The sequence below is a fragment of the Mammaliicoccus lentus genome, assembly GCF_002902755.1.
Taxonomy (GTDB): Bacteria; Bacillota; Bacilli; order Staphylococcales; family Staphylococcaceae; genus Mammaliicoccus; species Mammaliicoccus lentus.
This window is the reverse complement of sequence record NZ_PPRS01000006.1, coordinates 115,357-138,468: the sequence shown is the minus strand read 5'-3', so window position 1 is coordinate 138,468 and position 23,112 is coordinate 115,357. Positions and strand designations below refer to the sequence as shown.

The 23,112-nt window shown below is 32.0% G+C and carries 26 protein-coding genes; 19 read left to right on the top strand and 7 right to left on the bottom strand.

Annotation, left to right across the window (positions count from 1 at the left end):
• Positions 1–150 precede the first annotated feature (150 nt).
• Positions 151–1,065: a COX15/CtaA family protein gene (locus CD135_RS03510; protein WP_017001122.1), complete on the bottom strand. Its 915-nt coding sequence runs from the start codon at positions 1,063–1,065 to the stop codon at positions 151–153.
• 363 nt (positions 1,066–1,428) lie between these two features.
• Between CD135_RS03510 and cyoE the strand changes: the two genes are divergently transcribed.
• The 7 genes from cyoE to CD135_RS03475 all read left to right on the top strand — a co-directional run bounded on the left by cyoE (position 1,429) and on the right by CD135_RS03475 (position 7,943).
• On the top strand, positions 1,429–2,334 hold the full coding sequence (gene cyoE / locus CD135_RS03505; protein ID WP_026023743.1) for a heme o synthase: 906 nt from the start codon (positions 1,429–1,431) through the stop codon (positions 2,332–2,334).
• 38 nt (positions 2,335–2,372) lie between these two features.
• Positions 2,373–3,440, top strand: a complete 1,068-nt coding sequence (coxB, locus tag CD135_RS03500) for a cytochrome c oxidase subunit II (RefSeq protein ID WP_017001120.1) — start codon at positions 2,373–2,375, stop codon at positions 3,438–3,440.
• Between the two features lie 23 nt (positions 3,441–3,463).
• Complete coding sequence (gene ctaD / locus CD135_RS03495; protein ID WP_017001119.1) at positions 3,464–5,365, top strand: cytochrome c oxidase subunit I; 1,902 nt, start codon at positions 3,464–3,466, stop codon at positions 5,363–5,365.
• The gene (locus CD135_RS03490) at positions 5,365–5,994 is read left to right on the top strand and encodes a cytochrome c oxidase subunit 3 (protein ID WP_017001118.1); all 630 of its coding nucleotides are present in this window, start codon (positions 5,365–5,367) and stop codon (positions 5,992–5,994) included. The genes ctaD and CD135_RS03490 overlap by 1 nt, the downstream gene beginning before the upstream one ends.
• A gap of 1 nt (position 5,995) precedes the next feature.
• Positions 5,996–6,349, top strand: a complete 354-nt coding sequence (locus CD135_RS03485; protein WP_017001117.1) for a cytochrome C oxidase subunit IV family protein — start codon at positions 5,996–5,998, stop codon at positions 6,347–6,349.
• A 167-nt stretch (positions 6,350–6,516) separates the two neighbouring features.
• Positions 6,517–7,470, top strand: coding sequence for a cytochrome c oxidase assembly factor CtaG (ctaG, locus tag CD135_RS03480; protein WP_017001116.1), 954 nt, complete (start codon positions 6,517–6,519; stop codon positions 7,468–7,470).
• A gap of 11 nt (positions 7,471–7,481) precedes the next feature.
• Positions 7,482–7,943: a DUF420 domain-containing protein gene (locus CD135_RS03475; protein WP_017001115.1), complete on the top strand. Its 462-nt coding sequence runs from the start codon at positions 7,482–7,484 to the stop codon at positions 7,941–7,943.
• Positions 7,944–8,184: 241 nt separating this feature from the next.
• Here the strand turns inward: CD135_RS03475 and ytvI are convergent, their stop codons facing one another.
• Positions 8,185–9,231, bottom strand: a complete 1,047-nt coding sequence (gene ytvI / locus CD135_RS03470) for a sporulation integral membrane protein YtvI (RefSeq protein ID WP_103268821.1) — start codon at positions 9,229–9,231, stop codon at positions 8,185–8,187.
• Positions 9,232–9,317: 86 nt separating this feature from the next.
• Entirely contained in the window at positions 9,318–9,689 is a 372-nt protein-coding gene (locus CD135_RS03465) for a YugN family protein (protein ID WP_103268820.1), read from the bottom strand.
• A gap of 169 nt (positions 9,690–9,858) precedes the next feature.
• Here CD135_RS03465 and CD135_RS03460 point away from each other — a divergent pair, with 169 nt between their 5' ends.
• Positions 9,859–10,920, top strand: a complete 1,062-nt coding sequence (locus CD135_RS03460; protein ID WP_017000502.1) for a CAP-associated domain-containing protein — start codon at positions 9,859–9,861, stop codon at positions 10,918–10,920.
• A 16-nt stretch (positions 10,921–10,936) separates the two neighbouring features.
• Entirely contained in the window at positions 10,937–11,374 is a 438-nt protein-coding gene (locus CD135_RS03455; RefSeq protein ID WP_017000503.1) for a YlbF/YmcA family competence regulator, read from the top strand.
• Positions 11,375–11,419: 45 nt separating this feature from the next.
• Here CD135_RS03455 and CD135_RS03450 read toward each other — a convergent pair whose 3' ends face one another.
• Complete coding sequence (locus CD135_RS03450; RefSeq protein ID WP_103268819.1) at positions 11,420–12,334, bottom strand: glycerophosphodiester phosphodiesterase family protein; 915 nt, start codon at positions 12,332–12,334, stop codon at positions 11,420–11,422.
• A 159-nt stretch (positions 12,335–12,493) separates the two neighbouring features.
• Here CD135_RS03450 and CD135_RS03445 point away from each other — a divergent pair, with 159 nt between their 5' ends.
• Positions 12,494–12,760 carry a DUF2129 domain-containing protein gene (locus CD135_RS03445; RefSeq protein ID WP_017000505.1) on the top strand — a complete coding sequence of 89 codons (267 nt, stop codon included), beginning with the start codon at positions 12,494–12,496 and terminating at the stop codon, positions 12,758–12,760.
• A gap of 1 nt (position 12,761) precedes the next feature.
• On the opposite strand, the gene CD135_RS03440 is transcribed toward CD135_RS03445, so the two are convergent.
• On the bottom strand, positions 12,762–13,151 hold the full coding sequence (locus tag CD135_RS03440; RefSeq protein WP_017000506.1) for a DUF7147 family protein: 390 nt from the start codon (positions 13,149–13,151) through the stop codon (positions 12,762–12,764).
• A gap of 65 nt (positions 13,152–13,216) precedes the next feature.
• Here CD135_RS03440 and rsmD point away from each other — a divergent pair, with 65 nt between their 5' ends.
• On the top strand, positions 13,217–13,780 hold the full coding sequence (rsmD, locus tag CD135_RS03435) for a 16S rRNA (guanine(966)-N(2))-methyltransferase RsmD (protein WP_228064634.1): 564 nt from the start codon (positions 13,217–13,219) through the stop codon (positions 13,778–13,780).
• Positions 13,773–14,264 (top strand): pantetheine-phosphate adenylyltransferase, encoded by a 492-nt coding sequence (gene coaD, locus CD135_RS03430; protein ID WP_064204094.1) that lies wholly within the window; start codon positions 13,773–13,775, stop codon positions 14,262–14,264. The genes rsmD and coaD overlap by 8 nt, the downstream gene beginning before the upstream one ends.
• Before the next feature lie 54 nt (positions 14,265–14,318).
• Here coaD and CD135_RS03425 read toward each other — a convergent pair whose 3' ends face one another.
• Positions 14,319–15,461, bottom strand: a complete 1,143-nt coding sequence (locus CD135_RS03425) for a nucleotidyltransferase (RefSeq protein WP_017000509.1) — start codon at positions 15,459–15,461, stop codon at positions 14,319–14,321.
• Between the two features lie 125 nt (positions 15,462–15,586).
• On the opposite strand from CD135_RS03425, the gene CD135_RS03420 reads away from it, so the two are divergent.
• The 5 genes from CD135_RS03420 (at position 15,587) to pheT (ending at position 20,953) form a co-directional block, all read left to right on the top strand.
• Positions 15,587–16,132: a YceD family protein gene (locus tag CD135_RS03420; protein WP_103268818.1), complete on the top strand. Its 546-nt coding sequence runs from the start codon at positions 15,587–15,589 to the stop codon at positions 16,130–16,132.
• A gap of 38 nt (positions 16,133–16,170) precedes the next feature.
• The gene (rpmF, locus tag CD135_RS03415) at positions 16,171–16,344 is read left to right on the top strand and encodes a 50S ribosomal protein L32 (protein ID WP_017000511.1); all 174 of its coding nucleotides are present in this window, start codon (positions 16,171–16,173) and stop codon (positions 16,342–16,344) included.
• A 108-nt stretch (positions 16,345–16,452) separates the two neighbouring features.
• A complete protein-coding gene (locus tag CD135_RS03410) occupies positions 16,453–17,193 on the top strand; it encodes a TrmH family RNA methyltransferase (protein WP_064211129.1) in 741 nt (246 codons plus the stop codon).
• A 296-nt stretch (positions 17,194–17,489) separates the two neighbouring features.
• Positions 17,490–18,548 carry a phenylalanine--tRNA ligase subunit alpha gene (gene pheS, locus CD135_RS03405; protein WP_064204092.1) on the top strand — a complete coding sequence of 353 codons (1,059 nt, stop codon included), beginning with the start codon at positions 17,490–17,492 and terminating at the stop codon, positions 18,546–18,548.
• Positions 18,548–20,953, top strand: a complete 2,406-nt coding sequence (pheT, locus tag CD135_RS03400; RefSeq protein ID WP_103268817.1) for a phenylalanine--tRNA ligase subunit beta — start codon at positions 18,548–18,550, stop codon at positions 20,951–20,953. Before pheS ends, pheT begins: the two co-directional genes overlap by 1 nt.
• Before the next feature lie 211 nt (positions 20,954–21,164).
• Here pheT and rnhC read toward each other — a convergent pair whose 3' ends face one another.
• Positions 21,165–22,094 (bottom strand): ribonuclease HIII, encoded by a 930-nt coding sequence (gene rnhC / locus CD135_RS03395; RefSeq protein ID WP_017000516.1) that lies wholly within the window; start codon positions 22,092–22,094, stop codon positions 21,165–21,167.
• Positions 22,095–22,272: 178 nt separating this feature from the next.
• Between rnhC and zapA the strand changes: the two genes are divergently transcribed.
• Together zapA and CD135_RS03385 are read left to right on the top strand one after the other, a co-directional pair.
• Positions 22,273–22,545 carry a cell division protein ZapA gene (zapA, locus tag CD135_RS03390; RefSeq protein WP_017000517.1) on the top strand — a complete coding sequence of 91 codons (273 nt, stop codon included), beginning with the start codon at positions 22,273–22,275 and terminating at the stop codon, positions 22,543–22,545.
• Positions 22,542–23,069 (top strand): CvpA family protein, encoded by a 528-nt coding sequence (locus tag CD135_RS03385; protein WP_064211130.1) that lies wholly within the window; start codon positions 22,542–22,544, stop codon positions 23,067–23,069. The genes zapA and CD135_RS03385 overlap by 4 nt, the downstream gene beginning before the upstream one ends.
• The last annotated feature ends 43 nt before the right edge of the window (positions 23,070–23,112 follow it).

Sequence of the window (23,112 nt, the reverse complement as noted above, 5' to 3'; positions counted from 1 at the left end):
ATTACATTAAAAATGGCCAAATCCATAGCTTAGCTATGAATTCGACCAAAAAGACATTTTTATTATTTAGTTGTCTACTTGACAGGGTTCACTTCATTTCATAGGTACGTGCTTTTTTGTTTGCTTAAAATATAAAGCAAATTCTATTATTTATTGATTTCGTCGTTTAGAACGAAGTATCAACATTATGAAGTAACATAGTAATCCAAACAACATTGTGATGAACAATGCATGGAACAATGCTATAAATATATTAACTCTTGTAAATATAGACAACGCTCCTGTTGTAACCTGTAAGCAAATTAGTATAAATGCTAAAGTCCAACCGTACTTAATTACACGATATTTAGCATAATTTCTGAAAGCGTAAATGAATATATACAGTATCCATATAAATATGAAAAATGCTAGGGCTCGGTGAGACATTTGAACCCACTCATAAAATGTTTGTGGTAATCCAGTGCTACCGCTATGACACAGTGGCCAACTTAAGCATGAAAGACTAGCATTAGCATGTCTAACAAGCGCACCTGAATAAATAACAAAGTATATAAAGAAAGTTACGGCATACGTGTGTATTTTTAAGTGTTTATCTATCACTAAACTAGTTGCTTCGAATTTTTTATCTACTTCATAAATAATTAGTGTTAGTAATAGGACGGATGCGAAACTGATTAAAGATATTCCGAAATGTAATGAAAGTATAAAATCATTTTGTTGCCATATTACAGCGGCAGCTCCAATAAGTGCTTGTAATAATATAAAAGCTATACTTGTGATACATAAAGGTCTTACTTCTTTAATATGTCCTAATTTTATCCAACTAATAATAGCTAATAAAGCGACAAGAATAAGTGCTAAACCTGATACACCTCTATGGGCTAATTCAATTATCGTTTCAATTGGCCAGTCCGATGGTATAACAGATCCATGACATAATGGCCAAGAACTTCCACAACCATCTTCAGAACCAGTCTTGGTTACTAAAGCGCCACCTAACTGCACAAACAGCATAACAATTGTTGCTAATGTAGCTAGCCATTTTAAAAATTTGTCATTAAACAATAAGAACACCTCTAATAAAATTATAATCCATATTTAAACTAATATAAAATGGGCTTTATTCTAAAATAAACCTTATTTATATTAAAAAATATGATAGAATTTAAGAGAAAGACGTATTAACAATAATTATTATATTAATACGATTCTAATTTAAACACTAATATCTATAGTATAACAATGAATACCCATTGTAAATGTTACACAATAATGACTTTTTAATGAACTCAAATTTTAGGGAAGTATAAAAATGTCAAAATTTTGTTTCAAAAATGTATAGATTATGTGACAATTTTCATATATCATTGAATATATATGTGAGAGATAACGGAAGGAGGGTCAAAATTGCAACAAAATCAATATAGTGTGACGTCCGAAAAAGATATAGATAAAAGTCGTCTAACGTTATATGAAATTAAAGCCATCATTAAAATGGGACTTGTTCAAGGGAATTTAATACCTGCGTTTGCGGGTGCTTGGCTTGCGATTGTATTTGGTGGTTTCAACTTCTTCCACAGCTTGCCAGTTGTGTTATTAATGATTGTAGGTTCTACACTCATTATGGGTGGCGCTTGTGCGATCAATAATTACTACGACCAAGATATCGACTCCATCATGCCATCTAAACAAAAAAGACCAACTGTTAATGGACGAATTAGTAACAATAATTTACTTAAATTAAGCTTTGGCTTAATGATAGTAGGTGAGATCTTATTATTTATGATTAACATTCCTACAGGTATTATTGGATTACTGGGGATTTTCGGATACGTTGTCTTATACTCAATTTGGTCTAAAAGACACACAGTTTGGAATACTGTAATAGGTAGTTTTCCTGGCGCGATACCACCATTGATTGGTTGGGCAAGCATTGATCAAACATTAAGTCCACTTGCTTGGACGCTATTTTTAGTATTATTTGCTTGGCAACCAGCGCACTTCTATGCATTAGCTTATCGTCGAAAAGACGAATATGCTTTAGCGAAAATACCAATGCTACCAGCAGTCAAAAGCTTTACTAGAACACGCTTAAGTATGTTGTTATGGGTAGTGCTATTATTACCTTTACCATTCTTAATGGCGCAATTAGGTACTGTTTTTGTAGTTATTGCTTCATTACTTAATATAGCTTGGTTACTATTAGCTTTATCTGGATTTAAAAAAGAAATTAACAAATCAAAATGGGCTACGAGTATGTTTGTTTTTTCTTTAAATTACCTTGTTATTTTCTTTGTTATGACAGTCATTGTTACTGTCGTACAATTAATATAATTAAATATGAATGAATGCATGAAAGAGGGGTTAAACGAATGAAGACACGTTTAAAAAACACGAAAATGTTCGGTTTACTTATCGCCCTGCTGTTTGTTCTAGCAGGTTGTGGTCAACCACATTTATCAGTTCTTCGCCCGGCAGGGGAAGTCGCTGATAAACAATTCTTTTTATTAATGCTTTCAATAGGCATTATGTTACTTGTTATTATTGTAGTCGTTATTATTTTCTTACTTGCGATGATTAAATTCCGTCGTAAAAAATTAGGTGAAGATTTTGTTCCTAAAGACGTAGAAGGTAATCACAAATTAGAATTAGTATGGACAATCATTCCTGTTATTTTACTTATTATCTTAGCTATACCTACAGTGATGCTTACATTCTCACTAGGTGATACTAAAGCGATTGATAAAGTCGACGAAAAAGGTAAGAGTAAAGAGCTTGTTATTGATGTAACTGCTAATCTTTATTGGTGGGAATTTAGTTATCCAAATGAAAAAATTGTTACCAGTCAAGAGCTTGTTGTTCCAACTGATCAAAAAGTTTACTTCAGATTACATTCAGCTGACGTAAAACACTCATTCTGGGTGCCAGCAGTTGGTGGTAAATTAGATACTAACGTAGAAGGCGTTAATAAATTCTACTTAGAATTTAATAATGATAAAGCAAAAGAAGTTAAAAATCTATTCTACGGTAAATGTGCTGAGTTATGTGGACCTTCACATGCTTTAATGGACTTTAAAGTTAAAGCTCTACCTAAAGATGATTTTGATAAATGGGTTAAAGATATGAAATCTGTTGAGAAACCTGTAGCTGCGACATCTAGTCAAGCTAAAGAAGGTGAAAAGGTATTTAATAAATCATGTGCTGGATGTCATGCTGTTACGCCAACAGGTGAGAAAGCTAAAGGTCCTAACCTTACAAACTTTGGTGACCGTGATCTAATTGCTGGATATTTAGACCATGATGAAAAGAACCTTAAAAAATGGATTAAAGACCCTGAAAGCATTAAGCCTGGTAATAAAATGACTGATCAATATAAAGTTTCTGATGAAGATATCGATGCTTTATCTGCCTACTTAATGGAACGAAAAGTTGATAAGTAAGAATTGAAAGGGAGGTTACTCTAGTGTCTACTCAAAGTAAAAAGGGGTTTGGATCGACTATTTGGGACTATTTAACAACAGTCGACCACAAAAAAATTGCTATTTTATATTTATTAGCTGGAGGATTATTCTTTGCTATCGGTGGTATAGAAGCAATGTTGATTCGTATCCAGTTAGCAGTGCCAGAGAACGACTTTGTTTCAGCTGGACTGTTTAATGAAATCATTACGATGCACGGTACAACTATGATATTCTTGGCCGCAATGCCATTACTATTCGGTTATATGAACGCAGTTGTTCCATTACAAATTGGTGCTCGAGATGTTGCGTTTCCATTCTTAAATGCATTAGGTTTCTGGCTATTCTTATTTGGAGGAATATTCTTAAACTTATCATGGATTTTAGGTGGAGCTCCAGATGCAGGTTGGACATCTTATGCAAGTTTGTCACTTGAATCTGCAGGACATGGTATTAACTTCTATGCACTAGGACTTCAAATTTCTGGTGCAGGTACTTTAATCGCTGGTATTAACTTTGTTGCTACAATTGTTAATATGAGAGCGCCTGGCATGACATATATGCGTATGCCACTAATGACATGGACAACATTTGTTGCTTCAACATTAATCGTATTCGCATTCCCACCGTTAACTATCGGTATATTCTTATTAATATTCGATAGAATGTTTGGAACGTCATTCTTTATTGCTTCACAAGGTGGTAACACAATAATTTGGGAACATTTATTCTGGATATTTGGACACCCAGAAGTATATATTTTAGTATTACCAGCTTTCGGTATATTCTCAGAGATTATACCTGTATTTGCTAGGAAACGTTTATTCGGTTATTCTGCAATGGTATTTGCTACTGTTTTAATCGGTTTCTTAGGATTCATGGTTTGGGCTCACCATATGTTTACAGTAGGCCTAGGACCAGTAGCTAACGCTATATTCGCAGTTGCAACAATGGCAATTGCCGTACCAACCGGTGTTAAAATATTCAACTGGCTATTAACTGTTTGGGGTGGTAGTGTTGAATTTACAACGCCAATGCTATATGCATTATTCTTTATTCCATCATTCGTTATGGGTGGGGTAACAGGTGTCATGCAAGCATCAGCTCCTGCTGACTATCAATTACATGACTCATACTTTATTGTTGCTCACTTCCACTACGTAATTGTTGGTGGTGTCGTGTTTGCCATATTAGCAGCTTTACACTATTGGTTCCCATTAATAGCTGGAAAGATGTTAAATGAAACATTAGGTAAAATTGGATTCTGGTTCTTCTTCACTGGGTTCCACTTAACATTCTTAATTCAGCACTTCTTAGGACTATGGGGAATGCCTCGTCGAGTATTTACATACTTACCAGGACAAGGATATGATATTCCTAACTTAGTTTCTTCAATAGGTGCTTTGCTAATGGCAATCGCTGTAATTGTTGAAACAATAAACGTTATTACGACATTAGCTAAAGGTGAAAAAGTTGGAAGAGATCCTTGGGGCGACGGACGTACACTAGAATGGGCTTTACCACTTCCGACACCACATTATAATTTTGCGCAAGTACCTTTAGTTCGTGGTTTAGATGCTCTTTGGATTGAGAAAAAACAAGGCGATGGAAAAATATTACCTGCTGAATCATTGGATGATATTCACATGCCTAACAACTCATTCATACCATTTTTACAAGCTTTCGGTTTATTCGTAGCTGCATTTGGTGCAATGTACTTTGCTGATGGTAAAGAATGGGCATTAGAAGCAGTAAAAGGATTAAACGAAAAACCATGGGCAGTTTACGTGTTAATCTTCGGTCTGGCAATTACTGCAGGCAGCATGATTTACAGATCACTTAAAGATGACCACGGTCATCATATAACTAAACAAGAGTTAATTGAGTATGAAAGGGGTGAGCGTTAATGGCACATGAAGAAGTAAAATTTACAGCTGAAAATTGGCCAGATCATCCTGAAACAGCATCAATGGAAGGTAAGAATAAAATAGTTGGTTTTTGGGTATTCCTTGGTGGTGAGGTCGCATTATTCGCTTCATTATTCGCAACCTACTTAGCTTTGAAAGATGCTGTGCCAAGTGAAGATCACTTATTAGCTAAAGATTTGTTCCATCTTCCATTAGCGTTCGTAATGACGATGTTATTATTAACGTCTTCATTAACTAGTGTTTATGCTTTGTATCATTTAAGAAACTTTAATGCTAAAGGTGTATTTATCTGGATTGGTATTACTGTCCTTTTAGGTTTAGGTTTCTTAGGTTTAGAAATTTATGAGTTTGTTGAGTATGTTCAACAAGGTCATACATTCCGTTCAAGTGCTTTCGGTAGCGCATTCTATTTCTTAGTAGGAACACACGGTTTCCACGTAATAATTGGTTTAGTGTGGTTAACAGCACTTGTACTTAGAAACAGAGCAAGAGGATTAAGTATTTATAATGCACACAAATTTAATACTGCTGCTTTGTATTGGCACTTTATTGACGTAGTATGGGTGTTCATCTTCACAGTAGTATACTTGATGGGAGCGTTAGGATAATATGAATCAACAAGTTAATCATGACGCAGAAGCGCTAAGATCATACAAGAGACGTAAAAGTACTCAAGAAATGCGTATGCAAGTTACTAACTTTGCAATAATGATTTTTGTTACATTTGTTGCCTTCGCTTTAGTAGCTGCAGAATTACCAAAAGAATTTGTTATCCCTGTAATACTAGGATTAGCTGTACTTCAAGTAGTATTACAATTCTATTATTTCATGCATATGAAAGCTGAAAAACATGGTGTATCTAAACTGTTTATGGTTGTAGGTTTATTCTTTGGATTATCATTCGTTGTAACATTCATTTATATTGTTTGGATAGGCGATCCTATTTTCGTTAAAAATAAATAATATTTAAAGACCCAAAACTTTGTTATATAAGTTTTGGGTCTTTATTTTATAGTAAAAAGTATTATATTGGTCATATCATTGTCATAACTAATTTTTGAGTTGGGTTGTTTAAGCGGTTATTAAATCATATAATAAAGATAATGACTTAATGAGGAAGTGTATTAAAGATGGGTGGTTTAACTTCAATATCAATGTTTGGTTTTTGGGCGAATTGGACACCATTCTTTTTTATAGGCGTATTATGTGTAATTATCTTATACTTTTTGATTTGTGGTAAATGGTATAAAGATATTCCAGGGGGAAGACCTTTAAAAAAGGGTGAAGCAACATTATTTGTTGTACTTATGTTAGCAATCTATCTACTTGAAGGTGGGCCAATAGATTTACTATCACATATTATTTTTAGTTTCCATATGCTTCAAATGGCCATATTATTTTTAATTATTGCACCATTAATGTTTTATGCAATACCTGAGTATATTGTGAAATATGTGGAAGAATTACCTGTAGTAAATAAAATTGTAAGTTTATTTACGAAGCCTTTGTTAGCTATTTTCTTATTTAACGGGTTGTTCTCTGTCTATCATATTCCACTTGTTTTAGATACATTAAAGCAAAATATCGTTTTACATGACATGTATACTATTTTGCTATTTATAAGTGCTTGGTTTATGTGGCATCCAATTTTCAACAAGCATATACCAGATGCACAGCATATGACTAACATCAAAAAGATTCTATATATATTCTTTATAGGCGTTCTATTGACACCGTCATGTGGTTTAATTATATTTAGTAATAGTGCTATGTATGACACATATACTTCAGGAGAAGCATGGTTAGGAGCTATGACTCTATGTGTACCAGCAGATACTTTAAACAGTGTTGTTCAAGGGGCTGGTATTTCAGGGCCTGAATACTTTACAAACTTCTCACCATTAGAAGACCAACAAACTGGTGGGGTTATTATGAAGGTGATGCAAGAAATTGTATTTGGTATTTATTTATACGTTATCTTTGTAAGATGGTTCAGATATGAACGCAAAAATGAAAGTCAAATTACAGAAGATAGCTTAAGAAAATTAGAAGAACAAAAAGCGTTATACAATCAATTTAGATAGGATGTAAAAACATGAATTTACCTATATTACCAACAATTAGTACAACATTTATAGTATTGAGCGCAATTTTAGTAGCTATTGGCTGGTATTTTATTGCACAAAGAAAAATTGAAACACATAAAAAATTCATGCTTTCAGCAGCAGTAGCAGCAGTAATTTTCTTTACTATTTATGCTAGTAGAACAATATTTATTGGAAATACCTCTTTTGGTGGTCCAGACAATATTAAAATTTACTACACTTTATTTTTAATATTCCATATTACTTTAGCTACGATTGGAGCAATCATGGGGATTATTACAATTTATCTTGGCTTAAAAGATAAATTAGATCTTCATCGAAAATTTGGACCAGTAACATCCATTATATGGTTCTCTACAGCAATTACAGGCGTAGCTGTATATCTATTATTATATGTTTTCTATCATGGTGGAGAAACGACATCAATGATTAAAGCAATACTTGGTTCTTAAATTTAGTATAAGTCTAGAAATTGAATATTGATATGTAAACTAAAAGGGATTAAGCAATAAATCCATTAAAACAAAGAGGCTGGGACATAAATACATGTCTCAGCCTCATTCATTATAATGGCAGTAGCTGACTAGGGTGAAAATGCACTTATATCGAATTTTTTAACCTAGTCATCATTGCGGGGGTGGGACTACGAAATCTTTTTAATAAAATGAGATTTCTTTCCCACTCTTTTATAATTTATATTTTAAAGTCTGTTTTTATTAAACCGGATTCTAATATTGTTTTTATAACAATTAAAATGAGTGGGCCGATAAAGAATCCTAGGAATCCCATTAATTTTAATCCTATAAACATAGAAATAAGTGTTGGTAAAGGAGTTAATCCAACACCTGTACCAAATATTTTAGGTTCCAGTACTTTTCTTTGGACGAGTAGTACAATGGATAGAATAATGAGTTGTATGCCAAGAGTAGGGTCACCTACAATATAAGCGTATGCTGCCCATGGTATTGTAAATCCTGTAGCACCTACAATAGGTAATATATCTATAAACCAGATTAATAAACTTATAATGAATGCAGAATCTACACCTATAATTAATAGTCCTATATATGTGAATACCCAAGTAATAAAACTTAGTATAACTGTGGCTGTAATCATACCAAGTATTGAATGACTTATTTTATTATAGATTGTTATAACTTGAGTATAAGTATTTGGGTATAAATGCTTCTTTATGAATTTGTGAATATTAGGTATTTCTAGCATAAATAAAAATAATGCAACGAGAAAGACAACTAGACTAATTATGAATCCTGGTAAGGAGGAAACGACTTCAGTAATATTTTCAACACTAAAATAATGAGAAATAGAATCTCTCATAGACGCGACAAAATTTTGTAATTCTTTGTTAATGGTAGTTGCCATTTCATCAGGTAATACTGCTTTCATTTTGTCGTTATATTGTTCGATTACTTTTATTAATTTATTTATTTTATTAGGTAAATCTTTAATGAATAGTACAATTTGGTCTATTAGTTTTGTTAAAAATAAATAGATTATGAACCCGCTTATTGTTGGTAGGGATGTATATATAATTATAACGCTCCATTTACGACTATTAATCTTGTTAGTTAGTCTTTTAATGAGTGGGTTAAAAGCTAGCGCTATAATGAACGCTGTGATTAAAGGTATAGAAATCGGGATGATAAAATAAATAAATAAAATTGTTAATATTGCGATGATAAATATACTTATATTCCGTTTATTAATCCATTTTTTCATAAATGTACCTCTCAATTTTAGATGTAGATATAAATTAAGAGACGTGAAAAAATCACGTCTCTTAATTTACTGTTCAAAGTTGTTTTCTATTGTGTACTTAATGTGTTTAAAGCTTTAATATCTGACGTAATTCGTTCAATTAGTAAGTTGCAATGAGCAACTAAGTTATCTGGATAAACTTCATCATCACCGTACTCAACGCCAGTTGGATAATAATGTTTACCTAAATAAGGATCCATCAATTGGAGTGTTGCACTTTTTGCACCAACGTCCCCTTTAAGTGCATAACTTGGAACTCTTAAATAATATATGCCTTCACTTAATTCATATTTAAAATCATAAGTAATACGTTCATAGTCCCAGTGTCCGCCTGCAACAAAACCATGTTTATTCATAACATCTTGCAATAGTTCTTGTTCGATGATAACCTTTTCAAGACCTGTATTATCAAATACCATGTAATTTTCCTCCCTCTAAGTACCTTTAAGTTTATTTTATGATAAAAGCTTCAATGTTGCAATGTACATTTAAATTTAACATAAATATTCACATTTCAATTGATTTAACTAAAAACTTTACTGTAAAATGATATAATCATTATTAGGAGTAAAAAGAGGAGGTAAATAGTTGAAGAATATTATCATTAAAGTAATAGCAATCGCTATTTTAATCATTGTACTCTTTTATTTATTCTATTCTCCTAAATTAGAATTTGATGTCTTAAAGAACCCAAACTACTCACATGATAAAGCAAGTGAAAATTACTATGAAAAACAAGCTGAAAAGTCCACAGGTAATGCTAAGCTGAAAGAGGGCGTAGGGACTTATGTCTATGGTAGTATAGATGATGTCATTAAAGATTTAGGTCAACCAGATAGGGTATATAAGGCAGAGCACGATAGAAAGAATTATGTCTTTAAAAATAAGGAACATTATTATTTAGTTTCAACCAAAAATAATAAAGTGTCATCTGTTTTTGCAACTGGTGAAAAAGTAGATGTATCACCAATTAAAATTAAACAAGATGCTACTAAATTATTTAATGGTACTAACATAGATATGGAACCAAACATAAATAGTTCGTATGGTGATTATCAAATTGAATTATCAGAAAGGGACATCAAAACTCAATTATTAGTTAAATATGGTGATGTTTATGCACAGGTATTAATTGATAGCGAAACAAATGAGGTTATGGGTGTTCAATTTATGGATTCAGACATTATTGTTGAGCAAGCGCCATTTTCTATGTCTAAAGTTTCAAATAAAGATAAAAAATTAAAACGTGCAGATCAACAAGATTTCCAAACACATATTAATAAAGATTTAACTTTATTAGAAATTGTAAATGAGTATAGAGAATTAAAAGGAATAACACCTTTAGATATAAATGATCAATTAACTTATATTACTCAAATGGAAGCGGATTTGATTGATAGTGACGTTGATGAAGAAGAGGCTGTAAAAACTTTAGAAGATGGTATAATGAAACATATCAATGATAAAAAAATTGAATATAACGCTATCAACCAAAACTTAGCATATAATTTTTATGATATGCCAACACTTGTTAATAGTTGGTTGAACAACAACAGTTATAGAGAGAAATTACTTGGAAGTCAATACGATGAATTTGGTGCAGGTAATTCTCGAGAATATTATTCACTTGTCTTCAAAGATAATAAATAATAAGGAGGTCATTGGGATGTTCACAGTTGAAACAGCTAATATTTTAGATCAATCCGATGAACTAAGTGCTTGTATTATGGAATCAGAAATTTACCAAGCTTATCGAGAAGCTAAATATAAATTAGAAACAGATTTAGAAGTAAAGATTTTAAGAAAGAAATTTGATCAAATCAAGTCACACTATGATGATTGTTTAAGGTTTGGAAGATATCATCCTGATTATAATAGAGTAATGAAAGAAACAAGACAGCAGAAGAGAGAATACGAAATGCACCCAGTCGTTTCCAACTTTAAAACTAAAGAAACAGAATTACAGAATTTATTGGATGAAGTTGTAAGCATTGTATCTTATTCTATATCAAACAATGTTAAAGTAGATACAGGTAATCCATTCTTTACTAGTGAGAGTCACGGTGGAGGATGTTCAACAGGCGGTTCATGCGGTTGTTCTTAATAAAACAGTCCGAGACATATATAAATGTCTCGGACTGTTTTATGTTTAATATTGTTTTTTAATTAAAAAGTGCGCTGTATCTGGTCTATCTGTAACGATAGTATGTGCACCTTTTTGAATTAAGTCATCCATAATATCTATTTGATTAATAACCCAATAACCAACGGCAATATTCAGTGAAGTTAAATATTGAATAAAGCCTTCTGAATCAAGTGGAAGACCTTTTGCATTTACAGGAATTTGGAATGTATCAGTTTTAGGTTGGTAAACATGTCCATAACCAGAATGATAAGCAGTATATGCTTTTGTTACTTCGTTTTGTCCTGTACCTAATGAAATAGTATCTTGAGCGTATAAATTAAATCTTTCTATTTGTTCATCATAAAAACTTGTAATATTTACACGATCTTCAACTTTTAATTCTGATATTAATCGGAATAAGTGTGAAGGTGCTAAACTTCCAGCATAAGATTCAGGATGGTCCTTGATATCGATGTTTACTAACACATCTTGGTATTTTGTTAATAATTCTTTAAGCGTAACGATTTTGGCTTTTTCATCGCCTCTATAAGGATGTTCATGGTTGATATCTTTATAGTGATATCCAAAGTCAAACTGACGTAACTCTTCTAAAGTGTGATCAGCTACTAAGCCAGAACCATTACTTGTTCGATCTACCGTTTCGTCATGTGTAACAACTAAGACTTCATCTTTTGTTAAACGAACATCAATTTCAAAACCAGTTACATTGTATTTTAATGCATGGTCAAAAGCTAGACGGGTATGTTCTGGTCTTAAAGCCATCCCACCTCGATGAGCGAAAATATAAGGTGCTGGTTGAGTAAAGAATGGTTTGATTTTGCGAGGTCTAACTTCACTAGTAGCTTTTGTAATAAGCCAAGAACCTGCAGCTATGCCTCCGATAAGACCTGTTGCTTTCATTAAATTAATTTTTGACATTTTATCCAATCCTTTCGAAATGCAATTAAAGACTTATATATATTCTATCAAATTGGTATGTGATATAAAAGCATGTAAGTTATGAGTGCAAGATTATCTTCTTTCAACATCATATATAAAATGCTAATATAAAAATAAAACATGAAGGGAGATATTGTCATGGAGCTAGTAGAGCGCATTAGTATTATTGTCTATTTAAAAAATATGAAACATGAAAGACAATTACGTAAATTCGGGAATATTTATTATTCTCATAAAAAAGAACAATATGTCATGCTTTATACAAATGAAGATAAAATAGATGACACTATCCAACATCTAATGAAATTAAAATATGTTAAAGATGTGAAAGTGTCACCATTTAAGAGTGTTAAGAGAGATTATTCAAATAAAAATGTTGAGAAAAAAGAATATTTGAACTTTTAATTTATTGTAACGGTGGCAAGTAACGTTCTAGTCTTAATACACCTTTTAAGTAAGTGAAGTAAAGTTCATCTTCTGCGAATTCAGACCGTGACTTTACGTCTAGACCTTTTACTTTTATGTCATATTCATTTGCCCATTGATTAATTAAATCGAATTTTTTGTTAGATTCTGGATACGGATATCTTATGCCTTCTAATATTGTATAGATAGCTTGAAAATGGTTCTCTTTAGTCGGTTTCATAATTATGCAAGCTGTTGATAGCTTCTCCTCAGATAAAGGCGTGTGGAGCATCAAAATATCAGAAATACGTTCGTGATTGTATTCAATGATTGTTTGAAATTCAAATAAATCCGTTAATCCATGTCCAATGACAATAAATGATTGCTTCATATGGTAAACCTCGTTTTCATATAATATATAATTAGTATAGTTAATAATTTAAAATAAAGAAAGAGTTGATTCAATTGAGAGTTATTGGTGGAAAATATAAAAGGTTACATATAAATACAATTGAAGGCCAATCTACAAGACCAACTACCGATAAAGTAAAAGAAAGTATCTTCAATAGTTTACAAGACGTTGACGGGCTTGGCTTAGATTTGTTTGCAGGAAGTGGTGGGTTAGGTATTGAAGCATTATCAAGAGGATTAAACAAAGTTATTTTTGTAGATGGCAATTTTAAAGCGACAAAAATGATAAAAGAAAACTTGGATTTACTCAAAATCCCATCTTCAGAGTATGAAGTGTATAAAAATGATGCTATTAGAGCTTTAAAAGCATTGAATAAAAGAGAAATTCAATTTGATTATATATTTTTAGATCCACCTTATAATAAAGACCTTATAAATAAATCATTAGAAAAAATTGAAGAATTTAATTTATTAAGTGCTAATGGTACAATTGTTTGTGAATTTGATAAATCAGAAAATATAAATACACGTCAGTTTGAAATCTTTAAAAAGTATGAATATGGTCTTACACATGTTATGTTGCTGACAAAAGGAGAGAACGATGTCTAAAAAAATAGCAGTAGTCCCAGGTAGTTTCGATCCAATTACTTTAGGACATATAGATATTATAAAAAGAAGCGCTAAAATATTTGATGAAGTACATGTCTCGGTATTAAAAAATTCTTCGAAAAAAGGTTTATTTACAAATGAAGAAAGAGTGGCATTAATAAAAGAAGCGGTAGAAGATGTACCTAATATCGTAGTACATACATTCCACGGCTTACTCGTTGATTTTTGTAGGGAAATCAATGCGACAACAATTGTTCGAGGATTGAGAGCTGTGAGTGATTTCGAATATGAAATGCAATTAACATCTATGAATAAAAAATTAGATGATGATATAGAAACATTATATATGATGACTAATAATAAGTATTCATTTATTAGTTCTAGTGTTGTAAAAGAAGTAGCGCAATACGATAGAGATGTTTCGGAGTTTGTTCCCGCCAATGTAAATAAAGCTTTAAAAGAAAAACGAGAGAACAACAAATAAACTTCGTGCGATATATACTAAAGCACGAAGTTTATTTCCATTAAATAAGTTTCACTATTTTTTTATATAAACATGTTGATTAAAGTCTGTTTCTGATTCTCCAGATACATACTGGTATAAAGATGTGGCTTTAATCTCATGTTCAAAATACGGAGCAGACTTTTTGTTAACATTAGTAATAATTGGTAATGGGCATGACTCTTGTATTTCTTTAATGTATTTTCTACCTTGTTCGGACATTGCTAATACACGAATTGCTTGTGGTTTATAAGAGTTTACATCTATATTTTTGATGTTGAGTAATGTAGCAGTTAGTAATCTTTGAATACGCGTCCAAGTATATCTTTTTGATTTAATGCGCGATACGAATTCATCGAAAGTCTGACTATCTTCTATTTCTTTCTTTAGTTTATATTCTAACCCTTCAGTCATCATATAAATTTCTTGTAATTCTTTTGTACTTGATCTCAAAATAGTCCATTTTAATAATGGGAAAAAATCATCCCAGTTTACACCTTTATGTGAACTTAATAAGTTAGAGCTAAATTCAGGTAAACTTAGTTTATATTGCTCATCATTTGAAAAGTATGCATTTCTTATTGAGGTTGCACTGGAAATGTGTGAGCGTTGATTTAAGCTTGAATCTAGAAATAAGTTGTCTTTTCGTTGTATAGTCACTGGTTCGATATTAAGGTCGTTGTTTATTATGTGTCTGACGTATTCTATAGCCAATAAATTATTAGAGCCTGATAATAACTTTGAATCTTGAATTAATTCAGAGATGATTCTAGGGTGAGATTTTCCTTCTTTAATCATTTCCTTATATCGTATATCATTTTTTATATCTTCAATTTGACTAATAGTCTCTTTAATATCATTAACGTTTCCTGACTCGCTACCAAAAGATAAATAATTACATTTAAATTGTTCTGCTATATCAACACCACCTTGAGCAAAAAGTTCTCCGGAAGATATTGCATAAATAAGTGGTAATTCCACTACTAAATCTACATATTGAACAGCCATTTTAGCACGTTGAAATTTATTCAAAATTGCTGGTTCTCCTCGCATCGTAAACGATCCACTCATAACAGCGACTGATACATCGCTGTTTGTTATGTTTTTAGATAGTTCAGCATGATAAACATGGCCATTATGAAACGGATTATACTCTGTAATTAAAGCAACACTTTTCATTTGCAATTCCCCTCATTTCACTTCATCATTAGTATTGTATCAGATAATGAATGTTAAGAAAAAATCTTGACAAACGTTGTCGTTAAGGTTACAATAATTTTTGTGTTTGTAAGAGGTGAACCTAGATGAAGTGGTCAATAACACAACTTAATAAATACCAAGACGAACCATTTACTTTTGATAAAGAAATCGATATGAAATATCTTACTGAACGAGTAGATGAACTTATCGATATATCTCCAATAAAAGTAACAGGAGACGTACAAGTGCGAATGCATGAGATAATTGTCAATCTTGACATTAGCGGTGTATTGACGTTACCATGTGCCCGTACTTTAAAGCCAGTAGATCTACCATTTGATACTACTTCAACGGAAATATTCGAATTAGATGAGTTTAGCGATGGTGATGAAGAAGAAGACGGTCTTAGACATAAAGTCGAAGGCGGTATGATTAATTTATTACCGATTATCGAAGAACTCGTTATTTTAGAAAAGCCACAACGCGTATTTTCTGAAGGTAGTGAAGATATTTCAATGGCAGGCAATGGTTGGGAAGTTATTGGCGAAGATCAAATTGAATCAACTGAAACTTCAGATCAAGAAGATAGTGAACGTAAAGTTGATCCAAGACTTCAAAAATTACAACAATTCTTCGATGATGAAAAATAATCGAACTAGTGTTTATAAAATTTAAGGAGGAATTAAACATGGCAGTTCCAAAAAGAAGAACTTCAAAAGCAGCTAAAAGAAAACGTCGTACTCATTTCAAAATCTCAGTACCAGGCATGGTAGAATGTTCTAACTGTGGAGAAATGAAATTATCTCACCGTGTATGTAAAGCATGTGGATCATACAAAGGTAAAGAAGTCGTTTCTAAATAATAAGTTATATTACAACGTCCTTTTTAAGGGCGTTTTTTTATTTATATGAAAATATGTGGTTATCATATATAATAGATACATAAGATTACGTAAACACGAGGAGATTATATGGAAGAAATCACTTCAGCACAAAATAATAAAATAAAACAAATTAATAAATTAAAGAAAAAGAAAGACAGAATAAAACAAGGGCAATTTCTTATTGAAGGTTATCATTTAGTTGAAGAAGCATTTCGCAGTCAACTAAAAATAAATTCTTTATTATCAGTAGATTTTTCAAGATTAGATGAACAAATTATAGATTATGCGGAAAATGCTTATATTATAAATTTTAAAGTAGCTGAAGCATTGTCGGACACAACTACACCACAAGGTATATTCGCTGTTGTTGATATTCCGAATTACGAAGCAGATGTTTTTAAACAAGTGCTTATTTTAGATAGAGTACAAGATCCTGGAAACATGGGGGCACTTATTCGTAATGCAGATGCGTCTGGTATGGATGCAGTTATTTATTCTAAAGGCAGTGCAGACCCTTATCAAGATAAGGTGTTAAGAGCATCACAAGGTAGCGTGTTCCATTTGCCAATCATTGAAGAAAATTTATTAACATTTATACAATCATTTGATGGCAAAGTATTTGGAACGAGTTTACAAAACGCAGTGCCATATAACACTGTTGAAAAACAAGACAATTTTGCTTTAATTATGGGTAATGAAGGCAGTGGTGTTGATGAATCATTATTGCAGGAAACATTCCAGAACTTAAATATACCTATATATGGCCAAGCTGAAAGCTTAAATGTAGCTGTATCTAGTGGTATTTTACTCTATCACTTGAGAGGTTGACCATTCATGTATAATTTTATATAATGATTTCATAATCAATATGAGCTAATAAAAGGACGTAAATTAATGTTCGCGCATGAAAGGGAATGGATTCGTGACTGAAAAATCCTATGTTGTGACTTAATTTTTTTCATCCTTTTGGCAACTTAAAGAAATTTAAGTCGGAATGTAGATCCGTTATCAACATATAAGTGTATGCATGAGTATGTATAAATTTGGGTGGTACCACGGAAGACTTTCGTCCCTCTATTATTGAGGGGTGGAAGTCTTTTTTTCGACTAAATAGGAGGATATATATGTCATTACGCGAGAAACTTTCAGATTTAAGACAAGAAGCGCTTGTTCGCATAAACGAAGCTAAAGCTGAAAGATCATTACAAGATGTTAAAGTAAATTACTTAGGTAAAAAAGGCGTTATTACAAGTTTGATGAAAGAAATGAAAGATTTACCTAAAGAAGAAAGACCAGAATTTGGTCAATTAGTTAACGAAGTACGTAACGCTGTTGAAGTTGAAATTGAATCTAAAAGAGAATTATTAGAAGAAGAAGCGTTAAATGAACAACTAGAGAATGAAACAATAGATGTAACTTTGCCTGGTAGAAAAGTGGCATTAGGAGCAAAACATCCTCTGACTAAAATTAACGAAGATTTAGAAGATTTATTTATTGGATTAGGATATGAAATCGTTGAAGGTTATGAAGTTGAATCGGACTATTATAACTTTGAAGCTTTAAATTTACCTAAATCACATCCAGCGAGAGATATGCAAGATACTTTCTATATTTCAGAAGAAGTTTTATTGCGTACACACACATCTCCAGTTCAAGCTAGAACTTTAGAAAAAAGAAATGGTAAAGGTCCAGTAAAAATTATTTGTCCAGGTAAAGTTTATAGACGAGATTCTGATGATGCAACACATAGTCATCAATTTACTCAAATCGAAGGATTAGTAGTTGCAGAGAACATTAAAATGAGTGATTTAAAAGGTACTCTAGAACTATTAGTACGTAAATTATTTGGTAAAGATAGAGAAATACGTTTAAGACCAAGCTTCTTCCCATTTACAGAACCTTCAGTTGAAGTAGACGTATCCTGTTTTAAATGTAAAGGTAAAGGATGTAATGTGTGTAAACAAACTGGTTGGATAGAAGTATTAGGTTCAGGTATGGTACATCCTAACGTATTAGAAATGGCTGGGTTTGACTCAAATAAATATTCTGGATTTGCATTCGGATTAGGGCCAGATAGATTAGCTATGTTGAAATATGGAATTGAGGATATAAGACACTTCTATACTAATGATGTGAGATTTATAGAACAATTTAAGCCTGTAGAAGATGGTGGTGAAGCGTAATGTTAGTAAGTAAAGAATGGTTAAATGAATTTATAAAAATAGATGCTGGTATTGAAGAACTAGCAGAAAAAATAACAAGAAGTGGTATAGAAGTAGATAGCATTACGGACTATAGTAAAGATATTAAGAAATTAGTCGTAGGTCACGTCGTTTCTAAAGAAAAACATCCAGAAGCAGATAAATTAAATATTTGTAAAGTAGATGTTGGCGAAGAAGAACATGTACAAATTGTTTGTGGTGCACCAAATGTCGATGAAGGCCAACATGTTATTGTTGTTAAAGTCGGTGGAAGATTGCCTGGCGGGGTTAAAATTAAAAGAGCTAAATTAAGAGGCGAAGTTTCTGAAGGCATGATTTGTTCTCTACAAGAAATTGGTATGGATCAAAACGTCTTACCTAAAAAGTATGCAGACGGTATTTATGTATTTTCAAATGAGCCAACACCAGGAAATGATGCGTTAGAAGCTTTATTATTAGATGATCAAGTAATGGACTTTGATTTAACACCTAATAGAGCTGACTGCTTAAGTATGCTAGGTGCTGCACATGAAGTTAGTGCTTTGTATGATCAAGATATTAAGTATCCAAATACAAACGTTAATGAAACCACTGCAAAAGCTTCTGATGAACTATCAATTACTGTTGAAGATACAGAAGCGGTGCCGTTTTATTCAGCTAGAATAGTTAAAAATGTCACGATAGAACCATCACCAACTTGGCTACAATCAAGATTAATGAAATCAGGTATTCGTCCAATCAATAATGTAGTTGATGTTTCAAACTATGTATTGCTTGAATACGGTCAACCACTTCATATGTTTGATCAAGATCAAATTGGTTCTAAAGAAATTGTTGCTCGTTATGCTAAAGAGGAAGAAAAAATGACAACACTTGATGATGTTGAAAGAACTTTAAAAACTTCGGACATTGTAATTACTAACGGTAAAGAACCAATCGCAATAGCTGGTGTGATGGGTGGAGATTTTTCTGAAGTAACAGAAAACACTGTGAACGTTGTAATTGAAAGTGCATTATTCAATGCAACTAATATTCGTCAAACATCTAGAAGATTAGGTCTACGTAGTGAAGCATCAAATCGATTCGAAAAAGGTGTTGCAAGTGAAAGAGTACTTGAGGCATTAAATAGAGCAGCTTATTTATTACAAGAAATCGCAGGAGCAAAAGTGTTAAACGAAGTTGTATCGGACGGAACTTTACCTGCAACTTCTAAAGTAATCAGTATTTCAACACACGATGTGAATGAGTTAATTGGATTTAATTTATCGACAGACGAGATTGATACAATTTTCAATCGTTTAGGTTTCACTACTAATATTACACGTGAAGACTTTGAAGTAACTGTTCCTTCAAGACGTAATGATATTACAATTAAAGCTGATTTAATCGAAGAAGTAGCGAGAATATACGGTTACGACCAATTGCCATCAACTTTACCAAACTTTGAAAATGCTACAGCAGGTTATTTAACAGATAATCAACTAAAAACACGTAAAGTAAAAGAAATTCTAGAAGGTGCAGGTTTAGACCAAGCGATAACATACTCTTTAGTGAGTAAAGATATAGCTACTCAATTTACAATCAATCAACATGATGTCGTTGAGTTGATGATGCCTATGAGTGAAGATCAAGCTGCTTTACGTCAAAGCATATTACCAAGATTGATTGATGCAACACGTTATAACGTTGCTAGAAAGAATAAAAATGTAGCATTATATGAATTAGGTAAAGTCTTTTATGGTAATGGTCAAGATGAGTTGCCAACTGAAGTGGAGTTCTTAAGTGGAATACTAACAGGACAATATTCAGGTAACCGTTGGCAACAAAAAGATGAACCAGTAGACTTTTATTTAGTAAAAGGCATCGTGGAACGTATTGCAGAACAATTAAATGTACGTTTTACATTTGAAACTACTAAAGTAGATTTATTACACCCAGGTAGAACAGCATATGTAAAATTAGATGATGAAGTAATCGGCTTAATTGCAGAGCTGCATCCAACTGTAGAGAAAGAAAATGATTTAGACCGTACGTATGTTTTTGAACTAAACTTCACTAGAATATTAGAGCATCCAGTAGGTAAAATTGAATATGCACCTATACCAAGATTCCCAGGTGTATCAAGAGATGTTGCTTTAGTTGTAGGTACTGAAGTTTCAGCTTCTTCATTAATTAATACTATTGATGAAAATGGTGAAGAAATCTTAAATCATACAGAAGTATTTGACGTTTATGAAGGTGAACATATGGAAGAAGGCAAGAAATCAGTAGCTATCCGTATAGATTACTTAGATGTAAATGACACACTAACTGAAGAAAAAGTTACAGCTGTACACAATCAAATACTAAAAGCACTAGAACAACAAGGTGCCACGTTGAGATCATAATTAACAAAACAAAAACGCCAATCCATGAGTTTACAATTCACGGATTGGCGTTTTTCATTTCGATATTTATAATATTGAATGTTTACATGAGAATTATTATTTCTTTTTACGTTTACTCATTTTTGTAATTTGTTTTCCGATAAACCATATTAAATAACACATAATAAGAATGGCTAAGATAACTTGCCAACCTATAGTTATGAGCAGCATATTAATTTCTCCTTTTACGGTTAATTAAATCTAAAACTTTTTCTCTATTTTTAAAATGTTTTTTCGAAATTTTATCGAGTTGGTGCATATCATATCTCTGAGCGATTTTAGCAGCTTCTAAATCGACTTTACTACTAGCGCCTTTAGGTATAATCATATTTAAATCTTTCGCGATTTTATCCATATGTTTTACGAAAGCATATCTAGCGATAATGCTTGCTGCAGCTATAGCAATTGATTTTGATTCACCTTTTGTTTCAAAAAATGTAATATCTTTTCTAGGCATAGGGCTTGCTGTATAGCGTTCATATGTACTAGCTTGAACAAACTGGTCAATGACAATCTGTTCTAATTCATTTTCATCTATACGTGATATAACATTAGTAATTGCTTGGTTATGTAATACAGCTTTCATTTTTACTTGACTCCAACCGTCAAGTTGCTTTTTATTATAGTTATCATTATCAAGAACTATGAGCGAATGTGGACAAATTTCAATGATTTGCTCTGCTAACTGTACAATTTTAGCATCAGTCAGTGATTTAGAATCCATAACACCTATAGTTTTTAAAATTTCTGCATTTTTCTTGGAAACATAAGCTGCACAAACTGTTAATGGCCCAAAATAATCACCACTGCCTGCCTCATCGCTGCCTATAGTATTATGCTTGTCGAAATTATAAACTTTATTAGATGTACTAGTTTTTTGGGGTTGAGATGATTCGATTTTAATTCCAAGTAGTTGTGAAGCTACTTGTTCTGCATCTTTACCTTGAAACATAATTTTTTTAGAACGATAAATTTGTACTTGAGTACTTTTAATTTTTTTTCGTGCAATGGTACCATTAGGAAGACCAGTTGTTTCCATGTTATATTGATTAATTAAATGATTGATGGTTTGCGTGTCTATTACTTTAACGATATTTCCCACAATGTATATCCTGCCTTTAATATATTTTCTTAGTTAAGGTTATCATAATTTTTTGGTTAAAACGAATATTCTATTGGGAAGTTAGTGGATTATCATACACAAATGAACATATGTCATGTATAATATATTATGATTAAGTATAGAATAATCCATTTATAATTTGAACAGGGGTAGTATAATGAGTGAAAACAAAAACAGAGTAACAGTAGTTATAAATGATCAACATTATACAATAATTGGAGAAGACGATCCATCTCATATTCGTTATGTAGCTGGTAGAGTAGATGAGAAGATTAAAGCATTGGGTCAATTAAATGCTGGGTTGGATACAACACGTAAATCAGTTCTCACTGCTGTAAATGTGATGCACGAGTATGTTAAATTGGAAGAAGAGAATGAAAAGCTCCAAGAAGAAATAAAACAATTAAAAAATAAAGGAAATTTAGAATGATTACATTACTAGTTATTATATGTTTAATATTAGGTGTCATCATTGGTTATAGAAGAAGTTTGGTATTAGAGTCTTTACATGCTATAAGTACAATTTCTGCACTTGTAGTAGCAGTAATTTGCTATGCGCCATTTAGTAAGCAATTACATCTTTTACTTCCTTATCCAAGTGCATCTACTGAAGGTACTAATGCAATATTTAAAAATATTAATAATGAGGATGCATTTTATAATATTATGGCAATTCTCATTTTATTTGTTTTGACTAAAATAATTTTACAAGTAATTTCTACTGTATTTGATTTTTATCATCAAATGGAATTCGGTGGTAAGTATGCGCAATACTTTGCTATGGTACTTGGTTTTATAGAAACATATATTATCGTGATTATAATACTTGCTACTGTTGCAGTGATACCTATACCTATGTTTATAGAAGCTTTACACCAATCTTCTGTAGGGAATCTTGTATTAACAAAAACACCATTCTTATCTGATTTGTTAGTAAATTGGCTTTCAAATTAATTGAATCATATTGAACTAAGTCATGGGCCAACCTATGACTTTT

Coding starts and splice junctions, on each gene's coding strand:
- CD135_RS03425 (WP_017000509.1), bottom strand. CDS start 15,461: ATGAAAAGTGTTGCTTTAATTACAGAGTATAATCCGTTTCATAATGGC.
- rpmF (WP_017000511.1), top strand. CDS start 16,171: ATGGCAGTTCCAAAAAGAAGAACTTCAAAAGCAGCTAAAAGAAAACGT.
- CD135_RS03440 (WP_017000506.1), bottom strand. CDS start 13,151: ATGAAGCAATCATTTATTGTCATTGGACATGGATTAACGGATTTATTT.
- ctaG (WP_017001116.1), top strand. CDS start 6,517: ATGGGTGGTTTAACTTCAATATCAATGTTTGGTTTTTGGGCGAATTGG.
- coxB (WP_017001120.1), top strand. CDS start 2,373: ATGAAGACACGTTTAAAAAACACGAAAATGTTCGGTTTACTTATCGCC.
- CD135_RS03385 (WP_064211130.1), top strand. CDS start 22,542: ATGATTACATTACTAGTTATTATATGTTTAATATTAGGTGTCATCATT.
- pheT (WP_103268817.1), top strand. CDS start 18,548: ATGTTAGTAAGTAAAGAATGGTTAAATGAATTTATAAAAATAGATGCT.
- CD135_RS03420 (WP_103268818.1), top strand. CDS start 15,587: ATGAAGTGGTCAATAACACAACTTAATAAATACCAAGACGAACCATTT.
- CD135_RS03475 (WP_017001115.1), top strand. CDS start 7,482: ATGAATTTACCTATATTACCAACAATTAGTACAACATTTATAGTATTG.
- pheS (WP_064204092.1), top strand. CDS start 17,490: ATGTCATTACGCGAGAAACTTTCAGATTTAAGACAAGAAGCGCTTGTT.
- ytvI (WP_103268821.1), bottom strand. CDS start 9,231: ATGAAAAAATGGATTAATAAACGGAATATAAGTATATTTATCATCGCA.
- CD135_RS03465 (WP_103268820.1), bottom strand. CDS start 9,689: ATGGTATTTGATAATACAGGTCTTGAAAAGGTTATCATCGAACAAGAA.
- zapA (WP_017000517.1), top strand. CDS start 22,273: ATGAGTGAAAACAAAAACAGAGTAACAGTAGTTATAAATGATCAACAT.
- CD135_RS03490 (WP_017001118.1), top strand. CDS start 5,365: ATGGCACATGAAGAAGTAAAATTTACAGCTGAAAATTGGCCAGATCAT.
- CD135_RS03485 (WP_017001117.1), top strand. CDS start 5,996: ATGAATCAACAAGTTAATCATGACGCAGAAGCGCTAAGATCATACAAG.
- CD135_RS03410 (WP_064211129.1), top strand. CDS start 16,453: ATGGAAGAAATCACTTCAGCACAAAATAATAAAATAAAACAAATTAAT.
- CD135_RS03445 (WP_017000505.1), top strand. CDS start 12,494: ATGGAGCTAGTAGAGCGCATTAGTATTATTGTCTATTTAAAAAATATG.
- CD135_RS03455 (WP_017000503.1), top strand. CDS start 10,937: ATGTTCACAGTTGAAACAGCTAATATTTTAGATCAATCCGATGAACTA.
- CD135_RS03450 (WP_103268819.1), bottom strand. CDS start 12,334: ATGTCAAAAATTAATTTAATGAAAGCAACAGGTCTTATCGGAGGCATA.
- coaD (WP_064204094.1), top strand. CDS start 13,773: ATGTCTAAAAAAATAGCAGTAGTCCCAGGTAGTTTCGATCCAATTACT.